The organism is Thioalkalivibrio sp. ALJT (assembly GCF_000381825.1).
Taxonomy (GTDB): Bacteria; Pseudomonadota; Gammaproteobacteria; order Ectothiorhodospirales; family Ectothiorhodospiraceae; genus Thioalkalivibrio.
Map to the genome: position 1 here is coordinate 61,725 of NZ_KB907125.1, position 25,558 is coordinate 87,282.

Below are 25,558 nucleotides of genomic sequence, written 5' to 3' on the forward strand. Positions count from 1 at the left end.
GACTTACCCGATGATTGCGTAATGAGTAACGGACAGCAGGAGACCCGGAAAAATTCCCAGCGCCAGCACGGCGAGCCCGTTGATGCTCAGTGCAGCGGCCAGGGCGCCGGACGGCTGCACGGGTTCGGCGTTGTCCTCCTTCGGCTCGTCGAAGAACATCATCTTGACCACGCGCAGGTAGTAGAACGCGCCGATGATCGAGAAGATCACTGCCACCACGCCCAGCCACACCAGGCCTGCGCCCACCGCGGCCTGGATCACCGCCAGCTTCGCGTAGAAACCCACGGTCGGCGGCACACCCGCCATCGAGAACAGCAACAGCAGCATGATGAACGCGAACCACGGGTTGCGCTTGGCCAGTCCCTTGAAGTCATCGATGTGGTCGGCCTCGAAGCCCTTGCGCGACAGGAACACGATCATGCCGAAGCCACCGGCCGCCGTCAGCGCGTAGACAATCACATAGAACATCGCCGAGGCGTAACCGCTTTCCGTCCCCGCGAGGATCCCCATGAACAGGAAACCCACGTGGGCGATCGTCGAATAGGCCAGCATGCGCTTGATACTGGTCTGCGCAATCGCGATCACATTACCCACGGCCAGCGACAGCACCGCCAGGATGATCAGCATGCCCTGCCAGTCGGCATGCATCGGGCCCATGCCCTCCACCAGCAGGCGCATCAGGAAGGCGAATGCGGCGATCTTCGGCGCGGTGGCAATGAACAGCGTAACCGCCGTCGGCGCACCGTCATAGACGTCCGGCACCCACATGTGGAACGGCACCGCCCCCAGCTTGAACGCAATGGCCACCACCAGGAACACCAGACCAAATACCAGTGGCACGTTCAGGCTGTCGTCGGCGGCCGTCAGTTCGGCCGCAATCACCGCGATGTCCAGCGAACCCGTCATGCCGTAGATCATCGACATGCCGTAGAGCAGCAGGCCGGAGGCCAGCGCCCCCAGCACAAAGTATTTCATCGCTGCCTCGGTGGCGCGGGTGTTGTCGCGCCAGAACGCGACCAGCGCGTACGAGGCCAGTGACAGCAGCTCAAGCCCCAGATAAAGCGTGAGCAGGTTGTGCCCGGAGATCATGATCATCATCCCGAGCACCGCGAACAGGCCCAGGATGTAGAACTCGCCCTTGTGAATCCCGCGCTCCATCAGGTACGGACGCGCATACAGGAACACCAGGAAGCTGGTGACATAGACCGCGATCTTCAGGATGTCCGCCATCGGGTCCTGCACGAAGGTATCCGAGAAGGTCAGCACCGTGTCCGGACCCATCAACCACAGGGTCAGGCCAGCGGCGGCGACCAGGGTCGCCTGGACCAGTCCGTAGGTGACATCGCGCCGCGAATCCGGCAGGAACGCGTCGATCACCAGGATCAGGCACGCCATCCCGAGCACGAACATCTCGGGCACGGCGGGGAGGAAGTTGGGGATCTCGAAATTCATGTCAGGCGTCCGTTCAGAGCTTCGACTGCGCGATATGCGCCACGAGGTGGTCGATGGTCGCGTTCATCACATCCAGCAGCGGCGCCGGCCACACACCCAGCAACAAGGTGAAGAAGGCCAGCACGCCCATCAGGAAGAACTCGCGGCGGTTCATGTCCGACAGCCCGGCCACGTTGTCATTGGCCACTGCACCGAAGATCACACGCTTGACCAGCCACAACGTATAGCCGGCGGCCAGAATCAGCGTGGTCGCAGCCAGGAAGGCGATCCAGAAGTCCGCCTTGAATGCGGCCAGGATGACCATGAACTCGCCGACAAAGCCGGAGGTGCCCGGCAGGCCGGTGTTGGCCATCGCAAACAGCACGAAGAAGGCGGCGAACCAGGGCATGGTGTTCACCACGCCGCCGTAGTCGGCGATCTGGCGGCTGTGCAGACGGTCGTACAGCACGCCCACCGCAAGGAACATGGCCGCGGAGATAAAGCCGTGCGAGATCATCTGCACCATGCCGCCGGCAATACCCAGCGAGGCCCCTTCCCAGTCACCGGTATTGCGGTAGATGTAGAACGCGAGGAAGAAGCCCAGGGTCACAAAGCCCATGTGCGCGATCGACGAATAGGCGATCAGCTTCTTCATGTCGCTCTGAATCAGCGCCACCACCCCGATGTAGACGATTGCGATCAGCGACAGCACGATCATCAGCGTATCCAGCACCGCCGAGGCATCCGGCGTGATCGGCAGCGAGAAACGCAGGAAGCCGTAGCCCCCGATCTTCAGCATAATGGCGGCCAGGATCACCGAGCCGCCGGTGGGCGCTTCCACGTGCGCATCCGGCAGCCAGGTATGCACCGGGAACATCGGGATCTTCACCGCGAACGCCATGAAGAAGGCGAGGAATATCAGTATCTGCGCGGTCATACCGATCTGCAGGGCATGGAAGTCCTGAATCAGGAAGCTGCCGGACTGGATATACATCCAGATCAGCGCGACCAGCATGAACACCGAACCGAGGAAGGTATAAAGGAAAAACTTGAGCGTCGCATAGACGCGCCGCGGCCCGCCCCAGATCCCGATCACCAGGAACATCGGGATCAGCATGGCTTCGAAGAACACGTAGAACAGCACCGCGTCCATCGCCGCGAACATGCCGATCATCAGGCCTTCCATCACCAGCATCGCAGCCATGTAGTAGGCGATGCGGTCTTTCACCGATTCCCAGGCCGCCACCACGACCACCACGGTAATCAGCGTGGTCAGCAGGATCAGCGGCATGGAGATCCCGTCCACACCCAGGTGGTAGTTCACGTTGAACGCGGGAATCCACGAGGCCAGCTCCTGGAACTGCATCTCCGCGGTGCCGCGCTCGAACGCGAACCACAGCGGCAGACTGGCCACGAAGGTCGCTACGGCCACCGCGAGCCCGAGCCGCCGCGCCACATGGGGCGCGTCGCGCCCGGCGGCCAGCACCAGGAAACCGCCGAGAATCGGCAGCCAGATCAACAGACTCAAGATAGGCCAGTCAGCAAACATGGTCGTTCCTTGAAACAGCGGTGGGCTTCGAGCGCATGGGTGTCGAAGCCGCTCAGATCACGAAGGCGAACATCAGGACCAGCAGGCCGATGATCATCACGAACGCGTAGTGGTAGAGGAAACCGGACTGCATATGGCGGATACGCGAGGAGATCCACCCCACCGAACGCGCCGTCCCGTTGACCAGCAGTCCATCGATGATCAGCGCATCCCCGTACCGCCAGAGCACGCGTCCCAGGCGGACCGTGCCGCCGGCGAAGAACCAGTCATTGAAGCGATCGAAACCGTACTTGTCTTCGAGGATGCGCACGCCCAGCTTCAGGCGCTCCGCGATCCGCGCCGGCAGTTCCGGGCGCTTGATATACAGGTACCAGGCCGTCGCCAGACCAGCCATCGCCAGCCAGAATGCAGGCAGCATCAGGCCATGCAGCACGAAGCCGATCACCCCGGTAAAGCTCTCACCCTTGGTGGCCAGCACATCCTGCTCCGGCAGCACGAACAAGGCATCCGAGAAGAAGTCGCCGAACAGCATGGGGCCGATAAAGTATCCGGCCACGACCGACGGGATGGCCAGCAGGACCAGCGGAACAGTCACGACCCATGGCGACTCCTTCGGCTTCAGCGGCCCGTGGTCATGGTGATGGTCATCGTCGTGATCATCACCATGATCCGGCATGTACTTGTGCGCCTGGTCGTAACGCTCCTCGCCATGAAACACGAGGAAGAACATGCGGAAGGTATACAACGCGGTCACGAACACGCCCAGGAGCACCATCCAGTACGCGAAGGTCGCGCCCGGAATCTCCGAGTACCCCACCGCCTCGATGATGGCGTCCTTGGAGAAGAACCCGGAGAAGAACGGGAAGCCGATCAGCGCCAGCGACCCGATCAGCGCGGTCACGTAGGTGACCGGCATATGCTTGCGCAGGCCACCCATCGCGCGCATGTCCTGCAGGTGATGCATCGCGATGATCACCGAACCCGCGGCCAGGAACAGCAGCGCCTTGAAGAAGGCATGCGTCATCAGATGGAAGAGGCCCGCGGCATAGGCCGACGCACCAAGCGCCACGGTCATGTACCCCAGCTGCGAGAGCGTGGAGTACGCCACCACACGCTTGATGTCATGCTGCACGAGCCCGATCAGGCCCATGAAGAAGGCCGTGACCGCCCCGATGACCAGGATGAACGACAGTGCCACCACGGAGAATTCGTACAGCGGCGACATGCGCGCCACCATGAAGATACCCGCGGTCACCATGGTCGCCGCGTGGATCAGCGCGGAGATCGGGGTCGGGCCTTCCATGGAGTCCGGCAGCCAGACGTGCAGCGGCACCTGCGCGGATTTACCCATCGCCCCGATGAACAGGAAGATCAACGCCAGATCCAGCAGGCCGAAGGTCCAGCCCGGCCAGATGGTGATGGTCGCATCCCGCATGGACTCGGCTTCGGCGAAGACCTCGGTGTAGTTCAGGCTGCCGGCATAGAACACCAGCGCGGCAATCCCGATCAGGAACCCGAAGTCCCCGACCCGGTTCACGATGAACGCCTTCATGTTGGCGTAGATGGCGGTCGGGCGCTTGTACCAGAAGCCAATCAGCAGGTAGGAGACGAGCCCCACGGCCTCCCAGCCGAAGAACAGCTGCATGAAGTTGTTCGCCATCACCAGCATCAGCATGGAGAAGGTGAACAACGAGATGTAGGCGAAGAAGCGCTGGTAGCCCGGATCATCCTTCATGTAGCCGATGGTGTAGATGTGCACCATCAGCGAGACGAAGGTGACCACCAGCATCATCATCGCGGTCAGGTTGTCGACCAGGAACCCGACCTCGAACTGGATGCCGTCGGAGACCATCCAGGTGTAGACCGTCTCGTTGTAGACCCCGGCATCCCCGAACACGTGGGCCCAGAACACCACCACGGACAGGATGAACGAGACCGCCACCCCCAGGATAGTGACGCTGTGCGCGCCGGTACGCCCGATCTGGCGGCCGAACAGTCCGGCGGCAATCGCGCCGAACAGCGGCGCCAGAACGATAAGTAGATAAATCGTATCCATGGCCCGTTATCCCTTCATTGCGTCCAGATCCTGGACGTTGATGGTTCCGCGGTTACGGAACAGCAACACCAGGATGGCGAGGCCGATGGCCGCCTCGGCCGCGGCGACCGTCAGGATGAAGAACACGAACACCTGGCCCGCGAGATCCTGCAGGAAGAACGAAAAGGCAATGAAGTTGATGTTCACCGCGAGCAGCATGAGCTCGATGCACATCAACAGCACGATCACGTTTTTCCGGTTCAGGAAGATCCCGGCGACGCTGATGGAAAACAGCAGCGCGGCCAGCACCAGGTAGTGCTCTAGCGTAATCATGTTCTAGCCCTGAGTTCTTTCGGGGGCGAACGGCCACCCCCGGTGTCCGGGTCCCGGCCGACAGCCGGGATGTCCATTACTGGGATTGCACTCGGTTTCTACTTGGAGGCGTCGCCGTCAGACGTGCCACGGGCGGGGCCCTGCGCGTCCCTACGCGGTGCCCTCTTCTTCTCGGACGGCATGGCGACCATCCGCACGCGGTCATCGCGGGACACCGCCATTTGCTGGCCCGGGTCAATCGACTTGTTATCCGGACGCTTGCGCATGGTCAGCGAGATGGCCGCGATGATCGCCACCAGCAGGATCACCGCCGCGATCTCGAACGGATATACGTAGTCGGTATAGAGAATCGCACCCAGGGCCTCGGTATTCGCATATTCCGGCCCGGCGCGCTCCGGCACCTCCATGGTGATGTAGCGCGTAATCACCAGCACAAGGACCGTGGCCATGGCCAGTGCCACCACGATGCCGACCGGCAGGTACTCGGTGAACCCCTCGCGCAGCTTCGCGAGGTTGATATCGAGCATCATCACCACGAACAGGAACAACACCATGACCGCGCCGACGTAGACCAGCACCAGCACGATGCCCAGGAACTCCGCCTCCGCCAGCAGCCAGATGGCGGCCGCGGCGACAAAACAGACGACCAGGAACAACGCGGCGTGTACCGGGTTGCGGACGCTGATCATGGCCAGCGCGCCCCCCAGCAGGATCGCGCCGAACACGTAGAAGAGAATCAGTTCGAACGTCATGATGCGGTCCCTGCGTTACCGGTACGGGGCGTCGATCGCGCGTGCCCTGGCGATCTCGTTCTCGAAGCGATCACCAATGGCCAGGAGCTTGTCCTTGGTCATGATCTGCTCGCCCCGGTTCTCGAAGTGGTACTCGAAGATGTGCGTCTCGACGATGGAATCCACCGGGCAGGCCTCCTCGCAGAAGCCGCAGAAGATGCACTTGAACAGGTCGATGTCGTAGCGCGTGGTACGGCGGGTGCCATCCTCCCGCTCTTCGGAATCGATGGTGATCGCCAGTGCCGGGCACACCGCCTCGCACAGCTTGCAGGCAATGCAGCGCTCCTCGCCGTTCGGATAGCGGCGCAGGGCGTGCAGTCCGCGGAAACGCGGCGACATCGGGGTCTTCTCGTCCGGATACTGCACGGTGAACTTGCGGCTCAGCAGGTAACGCCCGGTCAGGCGCAGCCCCAGCAGCAGCTCATAGAACAGGAAACTCTTGAAGAAACGGCGCATCGCTTTCATCACGAACTCCTCATGCGAACCACGGGCCAACGTTGAAGGCCACCAGCACGCCTTCGACGAACAGCCAGACGATGGTCACCGGGATCAGCACCTTCCAGCCCAGCCGCATGATCTGGTCATAGCGATAGCGCGGGAAGGTGGCGCGGAACCACAAAAAGGCAAACAGGAAGATGGCGGTCTTGAACAGGAACCAGTGGATACCATGATCCAGCAGCGAACCGATCACCGGCAGGTCGAAGGCAGCCTGCGGCAGGATCCCCTGGAACGGCGAGAGCCAGCCACCCAGGAACAGGATCGCGGTCAGTGCCGAGATCAGGATCATGTTCGCGTACTCGGCCAGGAAGAACACGGCAAAGGCCATGCCGGAGTACTCGACGTGGAAGCCGGCGACGATCTCGGATTCACCCTCGGCCACGTCAAAGGGCGCGCGGTTGGTCTCAGCAACCCCGGAGATGAAGTACACGAAGAACAGCGGCAGCAGCGGCAGCAGGAACCAGTGATAGACGCTGCCCGACTGCGCCTCGATGATCCCGCCCACGTTCAGCGTGCCGGCGGCCATCAGCACGCCCACCAGGGCAAAGCCCATCGCGATCTCGTAGGAGACAAGCTGGGCCGCCGAACGCAGCGAGCCCAGCAGCGCGTACTTCGAGTTCGAGGCCCAACCCGCGATGATGATCCCGTAAACGCCCAGGGAGGTCAGCGCCAGCAGGTACAGCAGGCCCGCGTTGATATTGGCGAGGGCACCGCCATCAAAGAACGGAATGACCGCCCAGGCGGCGAGCGCCGGGGCAATGGTCAGCACCGGGGCACTCAGGAACAGGAAGCGGTTGGCGTTCGTCGGGACGATGACTTCCTTGGTCAGTAGCTTCAGCGCATCGGCAATGGGCTGCAGCCAGCCACGCGGCCCCACCCGGTTCGGCCCGACGCGTACATGCGCAAAGCCGATCACCTTGCGCTCGGCAAAGGTGGTGTAGGCCACGGCCAGCATCAGCGGGATCACGATCAGCTGTATGCCAATCAGGATCTGCATCACCGTCGGCAGGCTGTAGAAGAAGTTCATCATCCAGTCGAACATGTCTTAAGTCCCTCAGGCCCGCGCCAGCACGACGGGGGTATTCGCCGGGCCCAACGCACCCATGGCAGCCGAACCCGCGAAGGTCACGGCCAGACCCGGCGGCACCGACTCGTCCAGCAGCAGGGTCAGCTCCGTCTCGGCCGTGCCCTGGCGCAAACGCACCCGGTTCCCGTGCGCGTGACCCGGCGCCGACTGCGGATGCACCAGGACGCTCTCGGCCAGATGTCCCTCCGGGCTGGACTGCAGCGGACCGGCCCGGCGCGCGAGCGGATCGCCGCTGTACAGCGCCGCTGCCTGCACCCGGTACAGCCGGTTCTCGGGAGCGGCCTCCGGTAGTTCCACATGCACCTTGTTCAGATTCACGGCAGTGTCGAAACTTGCGCCGGCCAGTTGCGCCTTCAGCTCGTCGCGCACCGCCGGCGAATCCAGGTAGTCGATACCGCGCTGGTCGAGCAGGTTGCCGAGGACGCGCCAGACCTTCCAGCCCGGGCGGACATCCTCCGGGGCGCGCGTCGCGGCGCGGAAGCTCTGCCAGCGGCCTTCGGCGTTCACGAAGGTCCCCGAGTGTTCGAAGCTGGTGGCGATCGGCAGCAGCACATCGGCCACCGTTTCCAGTTCCGGGCTCGAGAAGCTGGTGAGAGCAACCACCAGACCGGCCCGTTCCAGCGCGTGGCGCAATGCCGCGGGATCGGCGCCGTCGCGGCCGGGCTCAAGCCCGGCGATCACGAAGGCATCGCGGCCCTGCTCCACCATGTCGGCGGCATGGGCGCCGGGCTGATCCCGTTCCACCCCGGCCGGCCCCCGGTGCGGGAGCACCCCGGCCAGCCAGGCACCGGCGGCGTTGGCACCCGCCGGCAGGTAGCCCAGGCTGGCCCCGGTGTGTTTGCTGATCCAGCCGGCCAGTGCCCGCAGGGTCGCAAGGGCCGGCCCATGGAGCGCACCCGCACCGAGCAGAACGTGCCCGCGGGCACCGTCCAGCAATGCGCGCGCGGCGCGCTGGAAGGCCTCTTGCGTCGCGGCGTCTTCGGTCTCGGCCGCCTTGACCACTGCCTCCAGCTTTTTCGGCAGCGCCTTGCCCGTCGCCACAATCTGGCCGGCGATCCCGGCCAGCGCCAGGACCTGATCACGTTCGCTGCCAACCAGCTGGGCCTGCACCGGATAGGTGAGGTCCAGCAGCATGTCGTTCACCAGGAAGACCTCGGCCCCGCGCGAGGCCGCCTTGCGCAGGCGGTGGGCGATCAACGGCTGCTCGCGGCGCGGGTTGCAACCGATCAGCAGCACGGCGCTGGCGTTCTCCAGATCGCTGATCGCCGCACCCAGATAGGGGAACAGCGGCGCCACGGCCTCGTCGCGGAAGTCGCGCTGGTTCACGCGGTGATCGATATCGACCACGCCCATGCCACGCAGCACCTTCTGCGCGAGGTAGTGCTCCTCCAGCGAAAGTGACGGCGACAACAACGCACCGATGCGATCCGGGGCGGTCTCCTTCAGACCCTCCACCGCGTAGCTCAGCGCGGTCTCCCAGGAGACCTCCTGCCAGTGCCCGTCCACCTTGATGCGCGGTCGGGTCAGGCGGTCCTCGGTGTACAGGCCGGTGTAGCTGAAACGATCACGGTCGGAGATCCAGGTCTCGTTGACCGCCTCGTTCTCGCGCGGCACCACCCGCATCGCGCGGCCGTTGTCGGTATGCACGTAGAGGTTGGAGCCCACGGCGTCGTGCGCCCCGATGCTCGCCGCCTGGGCGTATTCCCAAGCCCGGGCACCGTAGCGTGATGGCTTCGCGGTAAGCGCGCCCACGGGGCAAAGATCGATCACGTTACCCGACAGCTCGTGGGCCACGGTCTTTTCGACGTAGGTGCCGATACGCATGTGCTCGCCACGGCCGGTCGCGCCCAGTTCACGCACCCCGGCGATCTCCTCACCGAAGCGCACGCAACGGGTGCAGTGGATGCAGCGGGTCATCTCGGTCTCGATCAGCGGACCGATGTCCTTGTCCTTTACGACGCGCTTGGCTTCGGTGTATTTGGACACACTTTCGCCATACCCCATGGCCACGTCCTGCAGCTCGCACTCGCCTCCCTGGTCGCAAATCGGGCAATCCAGCGGGTGGTTGATCAGCAGGAACTCCATGGTCCCCTTCTGCGCACGCAGCGCCAGCGGCGACTGGGTGTAGACCCTCATGCCATCCATCACCGGGGTCGCGCAGGCGGGGAGCGGCTTGGGCGCCTTCTCCACTTCCACCAGACACATACGGCAGTTCGCGGCGACCGACAGTTTCTTGTGGTAGCAAAACCGCGGAATGCGGATATCGGCATCGTCCGCCACGTCGATCAACATGGCGCCCTTGGGCGCCTCGATCGTGCGGCCGTCAATCTCGATGCTGACCAGATCCTGCTTCTGATCCTGACTCATGCTCGATTCCTGCTGCGGGTGCGCGGAGGGCGTCAGGCGGCGTCTGCCACCGGGCTCCGACCGTGCTGGATGTAGTATTCGAATTCGTGGCGGAAGTGCTTGACGAAGCTGCGCACCGGCATGGCAGCGGCATCACCCAGGGCGCAGATGGTATGCCCCTCGATCTTGCTGGCCACGTCGTCCAGGCGCTCCAGATCCTCGGGACGGCCCTGACCTTCCACGATGCGGGTCAGCATGCGGTAGAGCCAGCCGGTCCCCTCGCGGCAGGGCGTGCACTGGCCACAGGATTCGGAGAAGTAGAAGCGCGAGATGCGCTGCAGGGCCTTGACCATGTCGGCCGTCTCGTCCATCACGATCACCGCGCCGGAGCCCAGCATCGACCCGGCATGGGCGATGGAGTCGAAGTCCATGTTGGCCTTCAGCATCACATCCCCCGGGACCACCGGCACCGACGAGCCGCCAGGGATCACGGCCTTGAGCTTGCGCCCGTTCAGGACGCCGCCGGCCATGTCGAGCAGATCCTTGAACGGTGTGCCCAGCGGGATCTCGAAGTTGCCCGGCTTGTTGACATGCCCGGAGACGGAGAACAGCTTCTCGCCACCCGACTTGGGCACGCCGAGATCCGCGAACCACTGGCCACCGTTGCGGATGATGGACGGGATGGACGCCAGCGACTCCGTGTTGTTGATCGTGGTCGGCTTGCCGTACAGGCCGTAGTTGGCCGGGAACGGCGGCTTGAAGCGCGGTTGGCCCTTCTTGCCCTCCAGCGACTCCAGCAGCGCCGTCTCCTCGCCGCAGATGTAGGCACCCGCCCCCAGAGACGGGTGGAGATCGAAATCGACCCCGGAGCCGAAGATGTCCTTGCCCAGATAGCCAGCCTCGTAGGCCTCTTTCAGGGCTGCGGTGAAGCGCGTGTTCACCTCGTCCATGAACTCGCCGCGCATGTAGTTGTAGCCCACCGTGGCGCCGATCGCGTAGCCGGCGATCGCCATGCCCTCGATCAGGGCATGCGGGTTGTACATCAGGATCTCGCGGTCCTTGCAGGTGCCCGGCTCGGACTCGTCCGAGTTGCATACGATGTACTTCTGCCCGGGGGTGTTGCGCGGCATGAAGGACCACTTGAGCCCGGTCGGGAAGCCCGCCCCGCCGCGGCCGCGCAGGTTGGAGGTCTTCACCTCCTCGATCACGTCCTCGGGGGCCATCTTGCCCTTGTAGACCTTCTCCAGCGCCTGATAGCCGCCGACGCTCTTGTAGGTCTCGAGCGAGGCCGGATCGTCCAGGTAGCGGGTCGCGAAACAGATCTGGTTGGCCATGCTACTTCTCCAGACCGTCGAGGATCTCGTCCACCTTCTCCGGCGTGAGATTCTCATAGTACTTGTGGTCTACCTGCATCATCGGTGCACCACAGCAGGCTGCCAGGCACTCCTCTTCCATCTTCAGGTAGAACTTGCCGTCCGGCGTGCTTTCGCCGAGCTTGATGCCAAGCCGGTTCTCCAGATGCGCGATAATCTCTTCCGAGCCGCGCAGCATGCAGGAGATGTTGTTGCACACCATGATGGTGTGCTTGCCGACCGGCTCCAGCTCGTACATCGAGTAGAACGAGCCCACCTCGTACACCGCGATCGCCGGCAGGCCGAGGTACTCGGCGACCGCATCCATCTTCGCGGTAGAGAGATAGCCATCCTCGTGCTGCACCGCGCGCAGGGCGCCCAGTACCGCAGAGCGCTTCTGGTCTTCCGGATAGCGCGCCAGCCAGGCGTCGATCTCTTCACGCTCGTGGTCGCTGAGCTCCACCTTCTTGCCGGCGGGCTTGTGGAAGGCGACGGTTTTCTGTTCGGCAGCCATCAGCGGTCGATCTCCCCGAATACGATGTCCTGGGTCCCGATGATCGCGACCACGTCGGCCAGCATGTGGCCGCGCGCCATCTCGTCCAGCGCGGACAGGTGCACGAAACCCGGCGGACGGACCTTCAGACGGTAGGGCTTGTTGGAACCATCCGAGACCAGATACACCCCGAACTCGCCCTTCGGATGCTCCACCGCGGCGTAGGCCTCACCTTCCGGCAGGCACATGCCCTCGGTGAACAGCTTGAAGTGGTGGATCAGGGCCTCCATGTCAGCCTTCATCTCCTCGCGCTTCGGCGGGGTGATCTTGTGATCCTCCAGCAGCACCGGGCCCGGATTCTGGCGCAGCCAGTCCACGCACTGGCGGATGATGCGGTTGGACTGGCGCATCTCCTCGATGCGCACCAGATAGCGGTCGTAGCAGTCGCCGTTCACGCCCACCGGGATATCGAAATCGAGGCGGTCATAGACCTCGTAGGGCTGTTTCTTGCGCAGGTCCCACTCGACACCGGAGCCGCGCAGCATCGGGCCGGTAAAGCCCAGCTGCTTGGCACGGTCGGGATCGACCACGCCGATGCCCACGGTGCGCTGCTTCCAGATCCGGTTGTCGGTCAGCAGTGTCTCGTACTCGTCCACGCAGCCCGGGAAACGCTCGGTAAAGGCCTCGATGAAGTCCAGCAGCGAGCCCTGGCGGACCTTGTTCAGGTCGTCCACGACCTCCTGGGACTTCCAGGACGACGGCTGATACTTCGGCATCGTTCCCGGCAGGTCGCGCGCGACACCGCCCGGACGGTAATAGGTCGCATGCATGCGCGCACCGGAGACCGCCTCGTAGCAGTCCATCAGATCCTCACGCTCGCGGAAGGCGTACAGGAACACCGCCATCGCGCCGATATCCAGCGCGTGGGCACCCAGCCACATCAGGTGATTCAGGATGCGGGTGATCTCGTCGAACATCACCCGGATGTATTGCGCCCGCAGCGGGGCCTCGATACCCAGAAGCTTTTCCATGGCGAGCACGTAGCCGTGCTCGTTGGCCATCATCGACACGTAGTCGAGGCGGTCCATGTAGCCGATGGACTGGTTATAGGGCTTGCTCTCGGCGAGCTTCTCGGTACCGCGGTGCAGCAGACCGATATGCGGGTCGGCGCGCTGCACAACCTCGCCATCCATCTCCAGCACCAGGCGCAGGACCCCATGAGCCGCCGGATGCTGCGGCCCGAAGTTCAGGGTGAAGTTGCGAATCTCAGGCATTCTCGGCTCCTTCGCCCGGCTTCTCGCCCTCGCTGTAGCGATGGTCGTCGCGGATGACCTTGGGCACCAGCACGCGTGGCTCGATGCTCACCGGCTGGTACACCACGCGCGCCTGCTCGGCGTCGTAGCGCATCTCGACATGGCCAATCAGCGGGAAGTCCTTGCGGAACGGGTGACCCACGAAGCCGTAGTCGGTCAGGATCCGGCGCAGATCGGGATGCCCCGAGAACAGGATGCCGAACAGATCGAAGGCCTCGCGCTCGAACCAGTTGGCAGAGGCCCATACCTCCACCAGGGATTCGATCTCCGGGAACTCCTCGTCGTCGATCCAGGCACGCATGCGTACCCGGCGGTTGTGCGCCACCGACAGGAGATGGGCCACCACCGTGAAGCGCGGGCCCTCCCAGTTGGATTCCCCCGGCGCATCATCGAAGGTGAAGCGCCCGGAGGTGGCCGCCTCGACGCCCCGCGAGAAGCCCGTGTTCGTCGCCGACTCGGTACCCCACTCGTCCTGGCCGTACTCGAGGTAGTCGACGCCGCACAGGTCGATCAGGATCTCGAAACCCAGCGCGTCGCGCAGCCTTTCGCCGGCCTCGCGCCAGGACCCGGGGACGATATCGACCGTCACCTCACCGTTGGCCTCGTGCAGGCTTTCCAGGGCATCGCCCAGTTCCGCCCGCAGGGCGTCGATCCAGTTGTCTTGTTCAGCCATCTGAAACCCCGGGTGCGTCAGCGCGCGATGGTGTTCGTGCGCTGGATCTTGTTCTGCAGCTGGATGATGCCGTAGAGCAGTGCCTCCGCCGTGGGCGGACAGCCCGGGACGTAGACATCCACCGGCACGATGCGGTCGCACCCGCGCACCACGGCATAGGAGTAGTGGTAATAACCACCGCCGTTTGCACAGGAGCCCATGGAGATCACCCAGCGCGGCTCGGGCATCTGGTCGTACACCTTGCGCAGCGCCGGGGCCATCTTGTTGACCAGCGTGCCGGCGACGATCATCACGTCGGACTGACGCGGGCTGGGCCGGAAGATGATCCCGAAGCGATCGAGGTCGTAACGCGATGCACCGGCGTGCATCATCTCGACCGCGCAGCAGGCGAGCCCGAAAGTCATGGGCCACAGCGAGCCGGTGCGGGCCCAGTTGATGAGCTTGTCCGCCGAGGTGGTGACGAAGCCCTTCTCAAGAACGCCTTCTATTCCCATTCCAGCGCCCCCTTCTTCCACTCGTAGATGAATCCGACGACCAGAATGAGCAAAAACACGGCCATCGCAAGAAGCCCGAACAGGCCAATGGCATCCAGCGACACCGCCCACGGGAAGAGAAATGCGATCTCCAGATCGAAGATGATGAACAGGATCGCCACCAGGTAGAAGCGCACGTCAAACTTCAGGCGCGAATCCTCGAAGGCCTCGAAGCCGCACTCGTATGGCGAATCCTTGGCGGCGTCCGGCTTGCGCGGACCCACGGCCATACCGACCACCAGTGGCACGATGCCGACCACGATGCCCACTGCGATGAACAGCAGGATGGGTAAATAACCTTCCAGCATTTCTATCTCCCGTACGCCGCCTCGGGCGGGCAGGCTTGCGGGCCGTCGCGTACACCGGACGCGCCGACAAGCCGTTCAGCGTTGCTGGTTGAAAGCGCGGGTACGGGCAGCCTCGTTATGGTGAGACAGGGCCGCACACCGGGCACGGAGTCTAGGTGATGCCCAAAAACGGTGTCAAGTATTCGTAATTTTATAAATTGCTGTTTTTATTGCGCTTTGATCCGGGCATGCACGGACTCAATAATACCCGGATCAACAAAATTTGGTGCAGATGGTGGGACTCGAACCCACACGGCTTGCGCCACTACCCCCTCAAGATAGCGTGTCTACCAATTCCACCACATCTGCCAGTTACTACAGCGTACCGACCTCAGTCGGGTACATCGGCCGGCCGGCCGGGCTGCGGGGTATCCCCGGCCGGTTCGCCACCCGGGACGACCTCGGGCGGAAGGTCCGGCGGGCCATCGCCTTCTTCTTCCATGGCCTCCATCTGGTCCAGCAGGCTCTCGGCCTCGGGGCTGGACGCCGCCAGATAGGCCAGCGTCAGGCTGTTGAGGAAGAACACCACCGCCAGCACGGCGGTCGAACGGCTCAGGAAGTTGGCCGAGCCAGCCGCCCCGAAGACTGTCGCCGAAGCACCGCTGCCGAAGGCGGCGCCGGCATCTGCGCCCTTGCCATGCTGCATCAGGATCAGCGCAACCAGGCCGATCGAGACCGCGACCTGGACCACCAGGAGCAGGCCGTAAATCATGCCACGACTCGCTCGCCCGCGGCGTTGGCGATGGCGGTAAAGGCTGCGGCATCCAGCGAGGCACCACCGATCAGCCCCCCGTCAATGTCGTCCAGCGCGAGCAAGCCGGCCGCATTTTCGGCCTTCATGCTGCCGCCGTACAGGATCCGCAGGTCTGCGGCAACGCGCGGATCACGACTGGCGACGCGATTGCGGATGAATGCGTGCACCTCCTGGGCCTGCTCCGGGGTGGCGGTCAGACCGGTACCGATGGCCCACACTGGCTCGTAGGCGATCACGGCACGCTCGAAGGCTTCGACACCGGCAGCATCGAGGACGGCATCCAGCTGCTCGGCCACGACGTTCTCGGTGCGCCCGGACTCACGGTCAACCTTCTGCTCGCCCACGCACAGGATCGGGATCAGACCCGCGGACTGCGCGGCGACGAACTTGGCGGCCACCCAGGCGCTGGATTCATTCTGGCGTTCGCGGCGTTCGGAATGGCCGACGATCACGTAACGGCACCCGACCTCGGCCAGCATGGGGCCGGACAGCTCGCCGGTGTAGGCGCCCTTTTCCTGATCCGAGCAGTCCTGAGCGCCCAGCGCGATGACGCTGCCGGACAGATCGGTCGCGATCTCCGCCAGATAGACCGCAGGCGGGCACACGGCCACATCCACGCCCTGGATATCGCCCAGGCTGCCCTTCAGGGCGGACACGAGCGCGCGATTCGCTTCCCGCGAACCGTTCATCTTCCAGTTTCCGGCGACCAGCGGCGTGCGCATGCGGACCTTCCTCCTGCAATCGGTCGGGCCCGTACGGATACAGCGGGTCCGATGATGATGATTAGAGCGGCGGGATGTTACCGACGCACCGGGTGCAAATCAACCACGAATGCGTCAGGGCATGGAGCGTGTGCCCGCAGGCAGGCCCGGGGGCGCACGCCGCCCGGCACGGACACCCGCATATCCGGGTCACAACGCCGCTCGAATACTGTCGGCAATGCGCTCGGCCGCGCTGCGCGTGATCTCAGGGTCTTCACCCTCGACCATCACCCGCACCAGGGGCTCGGTGCCGGACGGGCGCAGCAGCACACGGCCGCGCTGACCCAGCTCACTTTCGACCGCCGCCACCTCCGCACGCACCGGGTCCGCTTGCAGACAGGCGGCAGCGCCGCCACTCACGGGGACATTGATCAGGCACTGCGGGAGCTTGGGGATGGCGCTGGCCAGCACAGAGAGCGGCTGCCCGGTACGGTGCATCAGATGGGCAATCTGCAATGCCGCGACCGTGCCATCCCCGGTGGTGGTATGGTCCAGACAGAGGATATGCCCGGACCCCTCACCGCCCAGGGTCCAGTCGCGCCGACGCAGCTCCTCCAGCACATAGCGATCCCCGACCCGCGCGCGCACGAACGGGATGCCGGCCGCCTGGAGGGCCTGCTCGAGACCGAGGTTGGTCATCTGGGTACCGACCACACCACCCGGGAAGCCTCCGGCCTGTTGCTCGGTCAGGGCGAGGATACCCAGGATCTGATCCCCGTCCACCACCGTGCCATCGGCCGCGGCCAGGATCACGCGGTCACCGTCACCATCGAGCGCAATACCCAGATCCGCGCCCGCGGCCCGCACACGCTCGGCGACATTGCGCGGATGCAGCGCGCCCACGTCGGCGTTGATGTTATAACCATCGGGGCTGGCCCCCAGCACCTCAACCTGCGCCCCGAGCTCCTCGAACACATGCGGGGACACGTTGTAAGTGGCCCCGTGGGCGCAGTCGATCACGATCTTCATGCCGCGCAGTTCGGAACGCGACGGGATCGCACTCTTGCAGAACTCGATGTAGCGCCCCGCCGCATCCGCAATGCGGACGGCCTTGCCCAGACGTTCGCCGTTGAGGCCCCGGGCGGGTTCCTCGAGCCGTGCCTCAATGGCCGCCTCGGTCGCATCCGGGAGCTTGTCCCCTTCCGGGGTAAAGAACTTGAACCCATTGTCATGAAACGGGTTATGGGATGCGCTGATCACCACGCCCGCCGTCGCACGGAAGGTGCGCGTCAGGTAGGCGATGGCAGGCGTCGGCATCGGCCCCAGCAGGGCCACATCCAGGCCGGCAGCGGACAGACCTGCCTCCAGCGCCGACTCGAACATATAGCCGGACACGCGCGTGTCCTTGCCAACCAGCACCGGCCCCTGACGGTGGCCGTTCTCCCCCAGTATCTCGCCCACGGCAAAACCCAAGCGCAACGCAAACTCAGGGGTCAGCGGCCACTCGCCGGTGCGCCCCCGAATCCCGTCGGTTCCAAAATACCTGGCCATCAATCCCCCCGCATGTCCTGTGCGTCAACGGCATCCGCCTGCAGTGCCGAGTATAGCGTCAGTGCATCCCGGGTTGCCCCGACATCGTGCACACGCAGCACCCGCGCCCCTGCTTGGACCGCCAGCAAGGCGGCAATCGCAGAACCGGGGTCGCGCGCCTGTACCGGGCGGTCCCCCAGCAGCGCACCGATCATCGACTTGCGCGACACGCCCACCAGCAGTGGCAGCCCCGCCCCGGCCAGACGCGGCAGGCCCCGGAACAGGGCCAGATTGTGCTCCAGCGTCTTGCCGAACCCGAAGCCCGGATCCAGCAGGATCTGCGCACGCGGAACCCCGGCGTCCTGCAGCGTTGCAGCACGGGCGGCAAGAAAGTCCTCGACCTCGGCCACCACATCGCGGTACTGCGGGGCCTGCTGCATGGACTGCGGTGCGCCCTGCATATGCATCGCGCACAACGCCACCCCCTGCTCGCGTGCCGCCTCGACCGCCACATCCAGCGCGCCCTCGGCACGAAAGCCATTGACGTCGTTCAGCAGCCCGGCGCCGGCTGCCACCGCCTCGCGCATCAACTCCGGCTTCATGGTATCGACCGACAGCGGCACATCGAATGCCGCGCTCAGGGCCTCGACGACCGGCAAAACCCGCCGCCGCTCTTCATCCAGGCCCACCGGCTCCGCGCCGGGTCGGGTGGACTCCCCGCCGATATCCAGGATCTCGGCACCCTCGGCCACCATCTCCCGCGCACGCGCCAGGGCAGCGTCCACTCGCGTGTAACGTCCGCCGTCGGAGAACGAGTCCGGGGTCACGTTCAAAATACCCATGATGCGCGGCCGATCCAGATCCAGAACCCGGGGTCCGCATTGCAGTCGAAGGTGCTCCGTGGTCACGCGCGCTCCTTGGTCTGTGCCAATAAAAAGGCCGCCAGGAAAGGGGCCTGGCGGCCTGCGACTTCAACGGCCGCCGGGTCCTCGGACCCGGTGGCAACGACGGGACGGATCAGGACTGCGGGGCCGGCCCTCCGACAACCCCCTTGTCGTCGTCATCGCGACCGTCCGCGCTGTCGACATCCGAAGAACCGGACTCGGTATCATCACCGACCTGCGCGGAACCACTGGAGTCATCATCGCTGCCCCAGTTCGCCGGCTCGCGCGGTTCGCGCCCGGCCATGATGTCCTCGATCTGCTTGTCGTCGATGGTCTCGTATTTCATCAACGCCGCCGCCATCGCATGCAGCTTGTCGAGGTTATCCAGCAGGATCTGCCGTCCGTGCTGATAGTTGGCGTCGATGATCCGGCGCACCTCGGCGTCGATCTCGCGCGCCGTCTCGTCGGACATGGGCTTGGAGGCGGCACCCATCTGCGCGCCCAGGAACGGATGCCCTTCTTCCTCGCCGTAGTCCAGCGGGCCGAGCTTTTCCGACAGGCCCCATTTGGTCACCATGTTGCGCGCAATCTGGGTCGCGCGTTCGATGTCGTTCGAGGCCCCGGTCGTGACCTTGCCCATACCAAAGATGATCTCTTCGGCCAGGCGCCCGCCAAACAGGCTGGCCAGCTGACTCTCCAGTCGGGTCCGGGAATGACTGTAACGATCCTCCTCGGGCAGGAACATGGTCACACCCAGCGCGCGCCCACGCGGGATGATGCTCACCTTGTACACCGGATCATGCTCGGGAACACTGAGCCCGATGATCGCATGGCCAGCCTCGTGGTAGGCCGTCAGTTTCTTCTCGTCTTCGGACATCACCATGGACTTGCGCTCGGCGCCCATCATGATCTTGTCCTTGGCGCGCTCGAAGTCGCTCATGTCGACCAGACGCTTGCCGGCGCGGGCGGCGAACAGTGCTGCCTCGTTGACCAGATTGGCCAGATCCGCGCCGGAGAAGCCCGGCGTACCACGGGCGATCAGATCCGGCCGCACATCGTCCGCCAGCGGCGTCTTCTTCATGTGCACCTTGAGGATCTGCTCGCGACCGCGCACATCCGGCGGCGGCACCACTACCTGGCGGTCGAAACGTCCCGGGCGCAGCAGCGCCTGGTCGAGCACATCCGGGCGGTTGGTCGCGGCAATCACGATAATGCCCTCGGTACCCTCGAAGCCGTCCATCTCGACCAGCAGCTGGTTCAGGGTCTGTTCGCGCTCGTCATGACCACCGCCCATGCCGGCGCCACGCTGACGGCCCACCGCGTCGATCTCGTCGATGAAGATAATGCACGGCGCATGCTTCTTGGCCTCGGCGAACATGTCGCGCACGCGCGAGGCGCCCACGCCGACGAACATCTCGACGAAATCGGAACCGGAGATACTGAAGAACGGCACCTTGGCCTCTCCAGCGATGGCCTTGGCCAGCAGGGTCTTGCCGGTACCCGGCGAGCCGACCATCAGCACGCCGCGCGGAATCTGCCCGCCCAGCTTCTGGAACTTGGACGGATCACGCAGGAAGTCCACCAGCTCGGTGACCTCTTCCTTGGCCTCGTCGCAGCCAGCCACATCACCGAAACCGACCTTGACCTGGTCCTCGGACATCAGCTTGGCCTTGGACTTGCCGAAGGACATCGCACCCTTGCCGCCGGCACCGCCGCCCTGCATCTGGCGCATGAAGTAGATCCACACGGCGATCAGCAGCAGGATCGGGAACCAGGAGATCAGAATGCTCATCAGCAGAGAACGCTCGGCCTCCTCGTGGGCATTGACCTCCACGTTGTTCTGCAGGAGGTCACCGATCAGGCCGGGGTCGTTCGGATTCACCGTCGTGAATTGCTGGCCTTCCAGGGTGGTGCCCTCGATCTTCTCGCCCTTGATGGTGACGTTATCCACGCGGCCACCCTGCACGTCGCGGATGAACTCGGAGTACGTGATACTCCGCACCTCCTGCGTATGCTGCTGCGGGCCGAAGTTGTTGAAGACAGACATCAGGACGACGGCAATCACCGCCCAGATGATCAGATTCTTGGCCAGACCGTTCAAAACGACACCTCGAAAAACATTAGTAGTCAGTTACACGGAGCTTTACACATCCCGGGGCTCGCGCGCCAATACATACACTTCGCGTGACCGTGGGCGCGAGGCCCTGGGCTTGCGCACCTTGACCGACTTGAAGCGCCGGCGCACCTCGGCGAGGTACGCATCCGAACCCTCGCCCTGAAATAGCTTGACCAGAAAGGCACCCCCGGGGTTCAGGATCCGGGTGGCCAGATCCAGCGCCAGTTCACACAAGTGGATGGAGCGCGGCTGATCAACCGCATCGGTCCCGGTCAGGTTGGGGGCCATGTCGGAAAGCACCAGGTCGGCGGACTCCTCGCCCAGGGCCTCCAGGATCGCCTCCAGTACCGCATCCTCGCGGAAATCGCCCGTCACCACCTCGGCCCCGGACACCGGATCCATCGCCAGGATATCGGTCGCCACCAGCACACCCTTGCGGCCGATCTTCTGCGCGGCGTACTGGGTCCAGCCGCCCGGGGCTGCACCCAGATCCACCACGCGCATCCCCGGCTTCAGCAGGCGGTCGCGTTCGTCCAGCTCCTGCAGCTTGTACACGGCGCGCCCGCGATACCCCTCCTGTTGAGCACGCTGCACGTATGGATCGTCAAAGTGCTCCTTCAGCCAGCGCTGACTGGAGCGGCTACGCTTCGGCATATCCGGACCTCGCACCCACCGGTGGCGTGCTACACTTTTGTGTTTTCAACACTAATAACGGCCCTCGTGAATCTGACCGACGTACAACGCCGCCATCTGCGCAGCCTCGCCCATCCCCGCAAGCCCATCGTCACCATTGGTCGCAACGGTCTGACCGATGCCGTGCTCGCGGAGCTGGAAAAGGCCCTGGACCATCACGAACTGGTCAAGATCAAGGTCAACATCGGGGATCGCGACGCCCGCAACGAAACCGTCGAGACCCTGTGCGCCCGCACCGGGGCCGAACGCGTCCAGCGTATCGGCTACATCGCGACCCTGTTCCGCCGCAACCCGGAAGCCCCGAAGGTCTCGCTGGACCCGGCCTGAACCCCGCAACCGGGGTCAGTTCACGTAGCGGACCTCCAGGATCTCGTATTCCGTCTCCCCGCCCGGGGCCTGCACGGTGACCACATCGCCCTCTTCCTTGCCAATCAGCGCGCGCGCGATCGGCGAGGAGACCGAGATCATGTTGTTCTTGATGTCGGCCTCGTCCTCGCCCACGATCTTGTAGGTCACCTGACGCCCGTCTTCCGTCGCCTCCAGCACCACGGTCACGCCAAAAACGACCTTGCCGGTCTGCGGCAGGGCCGTAACGTCAATGATCTGGGCATTGGAAAGCTTGCCCTCCAGTTCGCGGATACGGCCCTCGATGAAGCTCTGCTGCTCGCGAGCCGCATGGTATTCGGCGTTCTCCTTGAGGTCGCCATGCTCGCGCGCCTCGGAGATCGCGTTGACCACCCGCGGGCGGTCCTCGCCCTTCAGCTTCTTCAGCTCTTCCTTCATCTTTTCCGCGCCGGTCACGGTCAAGGGCGTCTTGTTCATGCGCTTTTCCCTTCAAGGTTTTCCTGGTGGAGGTCCTGCAGCCGGAAGACGTCATTCGCCCCCAGGTGATCCAGAGCCTGCACCGTGGCCCTGGCCCCGGCGATGGTGGTGGTGTACCCCACCTTGTGCATAAGCGCCTCGCGGCGAATGGTGTAGGAGTCGGAGGTCGACTGCTTGCCCTCCACGGTATTAATGATAAAGCTGATCTCGTCGTTCTTGATCATATCCACGATATGCGGACGGCCCTCGGTGACCTTGTTCACGCGGGTCACCGCGATCCCGGCCTCCTCCAGCACGTTCGCCGTGCCCCGGGTGGCCAGCACCTCGAAGCCCAGTTCGACCAGGCGCCGCGCGACCTCGCCCACCAGCGGCTTGTCGATCTCGCGCACGGACACGAAGGCCTTGCCGGTGGACGGCAGCAGCACACCGGCACCCAGCTGACTCTTGGCGAAGGCCTCGGCGAAGCTGCGGCCGACCCCCATCACCTCGCCGGTGGACTTCATTTCCGGCCCCAGGATCGGGTCCACGCCCTGGAACTTGGCGAACGGGAACACCGACTCCTTCACCGAATAGTAGTCGGGGTAGACGGCATCGCCCACGCCCTGTTCGGGCAGACGCTGCCCGGCCATGCAGCGCGCGGCGATTTTCGCCAGCGGCCGTCCGACGGCCTTGGACACGTACGGCACGGTGCGCGAGGCGCGCGGATTCACCTCCAGCACATAGATATCGTCGCCCTTGATCGCGAACTGGGTGTTCATCAGGCCGACGACCTTGAGCCCCAGCGCCATCTTGCGCACCTGTTCGACCATCGCGTCCTGCAGCGCCATCGACAGCGAGAACGGCGGCAGCGAACAGGCCGAGTCGCCGGAGTGCACGCCGGCCTGCTCGATGTGTTCCATGATCCCGCCGATGATCACGTTCTCGCCGTCCGAGATCGCGTCGACATCGACCTCGATCGCGTCATCCAGGAAGCGGTCCAGCAGCACCGGCGCATCGTTGGAGACGGACACCGCGTTCTGCATGTAGCTGCGCAGGTCCTCGCGGTCGCGCACGATCTCCATCGCGCGGCCACCCAGCACGTAGGACGGGCGCACGACCAGCGGGTAGCCGATCTCGTCGGCCAGCTTCTCGGCCTCCTCCTCGCTGCGCGCGGTGCGGTTCGGCGGCTGCTTGAGCCCCAGCTTGTTCAGCAGGGCCTGAAAGCGCTCGCGGTCCTCGGCCAGGTCGATCGAGTCCGGGCTGGTGCCGATAATCGGCACGCCGGCCGCCTCGAGATCCCGCGCGAGCTTCAGCGGGGTCTGGCCGCCGTACTGCACAATCACGCCGGTCGGCTGCTCGGTCGCCACGACCTCCAGCACATCTTCCAGGGTCAGCGGCTCGAAATACAGGCGATCCGAGGTGTCGTAATCGGTGGAGACGGTCTCCGGGTTGCAGTTCACCATGATGGTCTCGTACTGGTCCTCGCGCATCGCGAGGGCGGCATGCACGCAGCAGTAGTCGAACTCGATACCCTGGCCAATGCGGTTCGGCCCGCCGCCCAGGACCATGATCTTCTGCTTGTCGGTCGGTTCCGCCTCGTCCTCCTCCTCATAGGAGGAGTACATGTAGGCGGTCGTGGTCGCGAACTCGGCCGCGCAGGTATCCACCCGCTTGTACACCGGGCGCACGCCCAGGCCGTGACGGTGCTTGCGCACGGCCTTTTCCGTCTCTTTCAGCAACTTCGCAAGGCGCCGGTCGGAGAAGCCGCGCTGCTTCAGGCGATACAGCTCCTCGGCGGTGATATCGCCCAGGATGCGGTCCTTCAGACCATTCTCGACGTCGACCAGCTCCTGGATCTGCGCCAGGAACCAGGGGTCGATCGCGGTCAGCTCGAAGATGTCCTGGATCGAGAAACCGGCACGGAAGGCATCGGCCACGTACAGCACCTGATCAGGGCTGGGGTTGGCGAGCTTCGTGCGCAGCTGATCGACCACGTCATCGGCCGTCAGATCGAGCCGCTCGTCGAGGCCGTCCATGTCGGTCTCCATCGAGCGCAGCGCCTTCTGGAACGACTCCTGGAAGGTACGACCAATGGCCATCGCCTCGCCCACCGCCTTCATCTGCGTGGTCAGCCGCGCCTCGGCCTGCGGGAACTTCTCGAAGGTGAAGCGCGGAATCTTGGTGACCACGTAGTCGATGGACGGCTCGAACGACGCCGGGGTCCGCCCGCCGGTGATCTCGTTCTTCAGCTCGTCGAGGGTGTAGCCCACCGCCAGCTTGGCCGCGACCTTGGCGATCGGGAAACCGGTCGCCTTGGAGGCCAGCGCGGAGGAGCGCGACACCCGCGGGTTCATCTCGATCACGATCATGCGCCCGTTCTCCGGGTTGATCGCGAACTGTACGTTGGAGCCGCCGGTCTCCACACCGATCTTGCGCAGCACCGCCAGCGAGGCGTCGCGCATGATCTGGTATTCCTTGTCGGTCAGGGTCTGCGCCGGGGCCACGGTGATCGAGTCCCCGGTGTGGATACCCATCGGGTCCAGGTTCTCGATGGAGCAGATGATGATGCAGTTGTCCGCCTTGTCGCGGACCACCTCCATTTCGAATTCCTTCCAGCCCAGCGCGGATTCCTCCAGCAGCACCTGGTTCACCGGCGAGAGATCGAGGCCGTTCTTGACGATGTACTCGAACTCCTCACGGTTGTAGGCGATGCCGCCACCCGAACCGCCCAGGGTGAACGACGGCCGGATGATCACCGGAAAGCCGATCTTCGGCTGGATCTCCTGCGCCTCCTCCCAGGAGTGCGCGAGCATCGCGGTCGGGGTATCCAGGCCGATATCGGCCATCGCCGCCTTGAAGTGGTCGCGGTCCTCGGCCATGTCGATCGCCGCCTCGTTGGCGCCGATCATCTCTACGCCATATTTCTCGAGCACGCCTTCCCGCGACAGGTCCAGCGCGCAGTTCAGTGCGGTCTGACCACCCATGGTCGGCAGCACCGCATCCGGGCGTTCCTTCTCGATGATCTTGGCGACCGTCTCCCACTCCACCGGCTCGATGTAGGTGGCATCCGCGGTCTCCGGATCGGTCATGATCGTCGCCGGGTTGGAGTTCACCAGGATCACCCGGAAACCCTCCTCGCGCAGGGCCTTGCAGGCCTGGGCGCCGGAGTAGTCGAACTCGCAGGCCTGACCGATCACGATCGGGCCGGCCCCGAGGATCAGGATGCTCTGGATGTCGGTACGCTTGGGCATGTGACGGCTCTCGCAGGCTGTCGAAATCGGAAATCGGGAAAGACGGT

General features: G+C 64.4%; 23 protein-coding genes and 1 tRNA gene. 1 reads left to right on the forward strand and 23 read right to left on the reverse strand.

The window, feature by feature from the left end; genetic code table 11:
* Positions 1 to 3: 3 nt before the first annotated feature.
* The 21 genes from nuoN to rlmE form a co-directional block, all read right to left on the reverse strand.
* Entirely contained in the window at positions 4 to 1,452 is a 1,449-nt protein-coding gene (gene nuoN, locus G332_RS0107095; RefSeq protein ID WP_019626306.1) for an NADH-quinone oxidoreductase subunit NuoN, read from the reverse strand.
* Positions 1,453 to 1,465: 13 nt separating this feature from the next.
* On the reverse strand, positions 1,466 to 2,980 hold the full coding sequence (locus G332_RS0107100; RefSeq protein WP_019626307.1) for an NADH-quinone oxidoreductase subunit M: 1,515 nt from the start codon (positions 2,978 to 2,980) through the stop codon (positions 1,466 to 1,468).
* 52 nt (positions 2,981 to 3,032) lie between these two features.
* Complete coding sequence (gene nuoL, locus G332_RS0107105) at positions 3,033 to 5,036, reverse strand: NADH-quinone oxidoreductase subunit L (protein WP_019626308.1); 2,004 nt, start codon at positions 5,034 to 5,036, stop codon at positions 3,033 to 3,035.
* Positions 5,037 to 5,042: 6 nt separating this feature from the next.
* Positions 5,043 to 5,348 carry an NADH-quinone oxidoreductase subunit NuoK gene (nuoK, locus tag G332_RS0107110; protein WP_012982131.1) on the reverse strand — a complete coding sequence of 102 codons (306 nt, stop codon included), beginning with the start codon at positions 5,346 to 5,348 and terminating at the stop codon, positions 5,043 to 5,045.
* A gap of 98 nt (positions 5,349 to 5,446) precedes the next feature.
* Positions 5,447 to 6,100 carry an NADH-quinone oxidoreductase subunit J gene (locus G332_RS0107115; RefSeq protein ID WP_019626309.1) on the reverse strand — a complete coding sequence of 218 codons (654 nt, stop codon included), beginning with the start codon at positions 6,098 to 6,100 and terminating at the stop codon, positions 5,447 to 5,449.
* A gap of 15 nt (positions 6,101 to 6,115) precedes the next feature.
* Positions 6,116 to 6,604, reverse strand: a complete 489-nt coding sequence (nuoI, locus tag G332_RS0107120; protein ID WP_019626310.1) for an NADH-quinone oxidoreductase subunit NuoI — start codon at positions 6,602 to 6,604, stop codon at positions 6,116 to 6,118.
* A 10-nt stretch (positions 6,605 to 6,614) separates the two neighbouring features.
* Positions 6,615 to 7,679, reverse strand: a complete 1,065-nt coding sequence (nuoH, locus tag G332_RS0107125) for an NADH-quinone oxidoreductase subunit NuoH (RefSeq protein WP_019626311.1) — start codon at positions 7,677 to 7,679, stop codon at positions 6,615 to 6,617.
* A gap of 12 nt (positions 7,680 to 7,691) precedes the next feature.
* Positions 7,692 to 10,091, reverse strand: coding sequence for an NADH-quinone oxidoreductase subunit NuoG (nuoG, locus tag G332_RS0107130; RefSeq protein WP_019626312.1), 2,400 nt, complete (start codon positions 10,089 to 10,091; stop codon positions 7,692 to 7,694).
* Between the two features lie 32 nt (positions 10,092 to 10,123).
* Positions 10,124 to 11,404 carry an NADH-quinone oxidoreductase subunit NuoF gene (nuoF, locus tag G332_RS0107135; RefSeq protein WP_019626313.1) on the reverse strand — a complete coding sequence of 427 codons (1,281 nt, stop codon included), beginning with the start codon at positions 11,402 to 11,404 and terminating at the stop codon, positions 10,124 to 10,126.
* A gap of 1 nt (position 11,405) precedes the next feature.
* Positions 11,406 to 11,936, reverse strand: coding sequence for an NAD(P)H-dependent oxidoreductase subunit E (gene nuoE, locus G332_RS0107140; protein ID WP_019626314.1), 531 nt, complete (start codon positions 11,934 to 11,936; stop codon positions 11,406 to 11,408).
* Positions 11,936 to 13,189, reverse strand: a complete 1,254-nt coding sequence (locus G332_RS0107145; protein WP_018872371.1) for an NADH-quinone oxidoreductase subunit D — start codon at positions 13,187 to 13,189, stop codon at positions 11,936 to 11,938. The genes nuoE and G332_RS0107145 overlap by 1 nt, the downstream gene beginning before the upstream one ends.
* Positions 13,182 to 13,901: an NADH-quinone oxidoreductase subunit C gene (locus G332_RS0107150; RefSeq protein ID WP_019626315.1), complete on the reverse strand. Its 720-nt coding sequence runs from the start codon at positions 13,899 to 13,901 to the stop codon at positions 13,182 to 13,184. The genes G332_RS0107145 and G332_RS0107150 overlap by 8 nt, the downstream gene beginning before the upstream one ends.
* 17 nt (positions 13,902 to 13,918) lie before the next feature.
* A complete protein-coding gene (locus G332_RS0107155; RefSeq protein WP_019626316.1) occupies positions 13,919 to 14,395 on the reverse strand; it encodes an NADH-quinone oxidoreductase subunit B family protein in 477 nt (158 codons plus the stop codon).
* On the reverse strand, positions 14,386 to 14,742 hold the full coding sequence (locus tag G332_RS0107160) for an NADH-quinone oxidoreductase subunit A (protein WP_018872368.1): 357 nt from the start codon (positions 14,740 to 14,742) through the stop codon (positions 14,386 to 14,388). Before G332_RS0107160 ends, G332_RS0107155 begins: the two co-directional genes overlap by 10 nt.
* A gap of 263 nt (positions 14,743 to 15,005) precedes the next feature.
* A tRNA-Leu gene (locus G332_RS0107165) sits at positions 15,006 to 15,090 on the reverse strand.
* A gap of 22 nt (positions 15,091 to 15,112) precedes the next feature.
* Positions 15,113 to 15,493, reverse strand: a complete 381-nt coding sequence (secG, locus tag G332_RS0107170; RefSeq protein ID WP_019626317.1) for a preprotein translocase subunit SecG — start codon at positions 15,491 to 15,493, stop codon at positions 15,113 to 15,115.
* Positions 15,490 to 16,257 carry a triose-phosphate isomerase gene (gene tpiA / locus G332_RS0107175; protein ID WP_019626318.1) on the reverse strand — a complete coding sequence of 256 codons (768 nt, stop codon included), beginning with the start codon at positions 16,255 to 16,257 and terminating at the stop codon, positions 15,490 to 15,492. Before tpiA ends, secG begins: the two co-directional genes overlap by 4 nt.
* Before the next feature lie 189 nt (positions 16,258 to 16,446).
* Positions 16,447 to 17,787 carry a phosphoglucosamine mutase gene (gene glmM, locus G332_RS0107180; RefSeq protein WP_019626319.1) on the reverse strand — a complete coding sequence of 447 codons (1,341 nt, stop codon included), beginning with the start codon at positions 17,785 to 17,787 and terminating at the stop codon, positions 16,447 to 16,449.
* Positions 17,787 to 18,608: a dihydropteroate synthase gene (gene folP, locus G332_RS0107185; protein WP_156000799.1), complete on the reverse strand. Its 822-nt coding sequence runs from the start codon at positions 18,606 to 18,608 to the stop codon at positions 17,787 to 17,789. The genes glmM and folP overlap by 1 nt, the downstream gene beginning before the upstream one ends.
* Positions 18,609 to 18,783: 175 nt before the next feature.
* Positions 18,784 to 20,751, reverse strand: coding sequence for an ATP-dependent zinc metalloprotease FtsH (ftsH, locus tag G332_RS0107190; RefSeq protein WP_019626321.1), 1,968 nt, complete (start codon positions 20,749 to 20,751; stop codon positions 18,784 to 18,786).
* 42 nt (positions 20,752 to 20,793) lie between these two features.
* Positions 20,794 to 21,420 carry a 23S rRNA (uridine(2552)-2'-O)-methyltransferase RlmE gene (gene rlmE, locus G332_RS0107195; protein ID WP_019626322.1) on the reverse strand — a complete coding sequence of 209 codons (627 nt, stop codon included), beginning with the start codon at positions 21,418 to 21,420 and terminating at the stop codon, positions 20,794 to 20,796.
* A gap of 66 nt (positions 21,421 to 21,486) precedes the next feature.
* On the opposite strand from rlmE, the gene yhbY reads away from it, so the two are divergent.
* Positions 21,487 to 21,786 (forward strand): ribosome assembly RNA-binding protein YhbY, encoded by a 300-nt coding sequence (gene yhbY / locus G332_RS0107200; protein ID WP_019626323.1) that lies wholly within the window; start codon positions 21,487 to 21,489, stop codon positions 21,784 to 21,786.
* A gap of 15 nt (positions 21,787 to 21,801) precedes the next feature.
* Here the strand turns inward: yhbY and greA are convergent, their stop codons facing one another.
* Together greA and carB are read right to left on the reverse strand one after the other, a co-directional pair.
* Positions 21,802 to 22,281, reverse strand: coding sequence for a transcription elongation factor GreA (gene greA, locus G332_RS0107205; RefSeq protein WP_019626324.1), 480 nt, complete (start codon positions 22,279 to 22,281; stop codon positions 21,802 to 21,804).
* Positions 22,278 to 25,511 carry a carbamoyl-phosphate synthase large subunit gene (carB, locus tag G332_RS0107210; RefSeq protein WP_019626325.1) on the reverse strand — a complete coding sequence of 1,078 codons (3,234 nt, stop codon included), beginning with the start codon at positions 25,509 to 25,511 and terminating at the stop codon, positions 22,278 to 22,280. The genes greA and carB overlap by 4 nt, the downstream gene beginning before the upstream one ends.
* Positions 25,512 to 25,558: the final 47 nt, after the last annotated feature.

Excerpts from the sequence above, each read along its gene's own strand:
- nuoN (WP_019626306.1), bottom strand. The coding sequence starts at position 1,452 with ATGAATTTCGAGATCCCCAACTTCCTCCCCGCCGTGCCCGAGATGTTC.
- G332_RS0107100 (WP_019626307.1), bottom strand. The coding sequence starts at position 2,980 with ATGTTTGCTGACTGGCCTATCTTGAGTCTGTTGATCTGGCTGCCGATT.
- nuoL (WP_019626308.1), bottom strand. The coding sequence starts at position 5,036 with ATGGATACGATTTATCTACTTATCGTTCTGGCGCCGCTGTTCGGCGCG.
- nuoK (WP_012982131.1), bottom strand. The coding sequence starts at position 5,348 with ATGATTACGCTAGAGCACTACCTGGTGCTGGCCGCGCTGCTGTTTTCC.
- G332_RS0107115 (WP_019626309.1), bottom strand. The coding sequence starts at position 6,100 with ATGACGTTCGAACTGATTCTCTTCTACGTGTTCGGCGCGATCCTGCTG.
- nuoI (WP_019626310.1), bottom strand. The coding sequence starts at position 6,604 with ATGAAAGCGATGCGCCGTTTCTTCAAGAGTTTCCTGTTCTATGAGCTG.
- nuoH (WP_019626311.1), bottom strand. The coding sequence starts at position 7,679 with ATGTTCGACTGGATGATGAACTTCTTCTACAGCCTGCCGACGGTGATG.
- nuoG (WP_019626312.1), bottom strand. The coding sequence starts at position 10,091 with ATGAGTCAGGATCAGAAGCAGGATCTGGTCAGCATCGAGATTGACGGC.
- nuoF (WP_019626313.1), bottom strand. The coding sequence starts at position 11,404 with ATGGCCAACCAGATCTGTTTCGCGACCCGCTACCTGGACGATCCGGCC.
- nuoE (WP_019626314.1), bottom strand. The coding sequence starts at position 11,936 with ATGGCTGCCGAACAGAAAACCGTCGCCTTCCACAAGCCCGCCGGCAAG.
- G332_RS0107145 (WP_018872371.1), bottom strand. The coding sequence starts at position 13,189 with ATGCCTGAGATTCGCAACTTCACCCTGAACTTCGGGCCGCAGCATCCG.
- G332_RS0107150 (WP_019626315.1), bottom strand. The coding sequence starts at position 13,901 with ATGGCTGAACAAGACAACTGGATCGACGCCCTGCGGGCGGAACTGGGC.
- G332_RS0107155 (WP_019626316.1), bottom strand. The coding sequence starts at position 14,395 with ATGGGAATAGAAGGCGTTCTTGAGAAGGGCTTCGTCACCACCTCGGCG.
- G332_RS0107160 (WP_018872368.1), bottom strand. The coding sequence starts at position 14,742 with ATGCTGGAAGGTTATTTACCCATCCTGCTGTTCATCGCAGTGGGCATC.
- secG (WP_019626317.1), bottom strand. The coding sequence starts at position 15,493 with ATGATTTACGGCCTGCTCCTGGTGGTCCAGGTCGCGGTCTCGATCGGC.
- tpiA (WP_019626318.1), bottom strand. The coding sequence starts at position 16,257 with ATGCGCACGCCGCTGGTCGCCGGAAACTGGAAGATGAACGGTTCGCGG.
- glmM (WP_019626319.1), bottom strand. The coding sequence starts at position 17,787 with ATGGCCAGGTATTTTGGAACCGACGGGATTCGGGGGCGCACCGGCGAG.
- folP (WP_156000799.1), bottom strand. The coding sequence starts at position 18,608 with ATGGGTATTTTGAACGTGACCCCGGACTCGTTCTCCGACGGCGGACGT.
- rlmE (WP_019626322.1), bottom strand. The coding sequence starts at position 21,420 with ATGCCGAAGCGTAGCCGCTCCAGTCAGCGCTGGCTGAAGGAGCACTTT.
- greA (WP_019626324.1), bottom strand. The coding sequence starts at position 22,281 with ATGAACAAGACGCCCTTGACCGTGACCGGCGCGGAAAAGATGAAGGAA.
- carB (WP_019626325.1), bottom strand. The coding sequence starts at position 25,511 with ATGCCCAAGCGTACCGACATCCAGAGCATCCTGATCCTCGGGGCCGGC.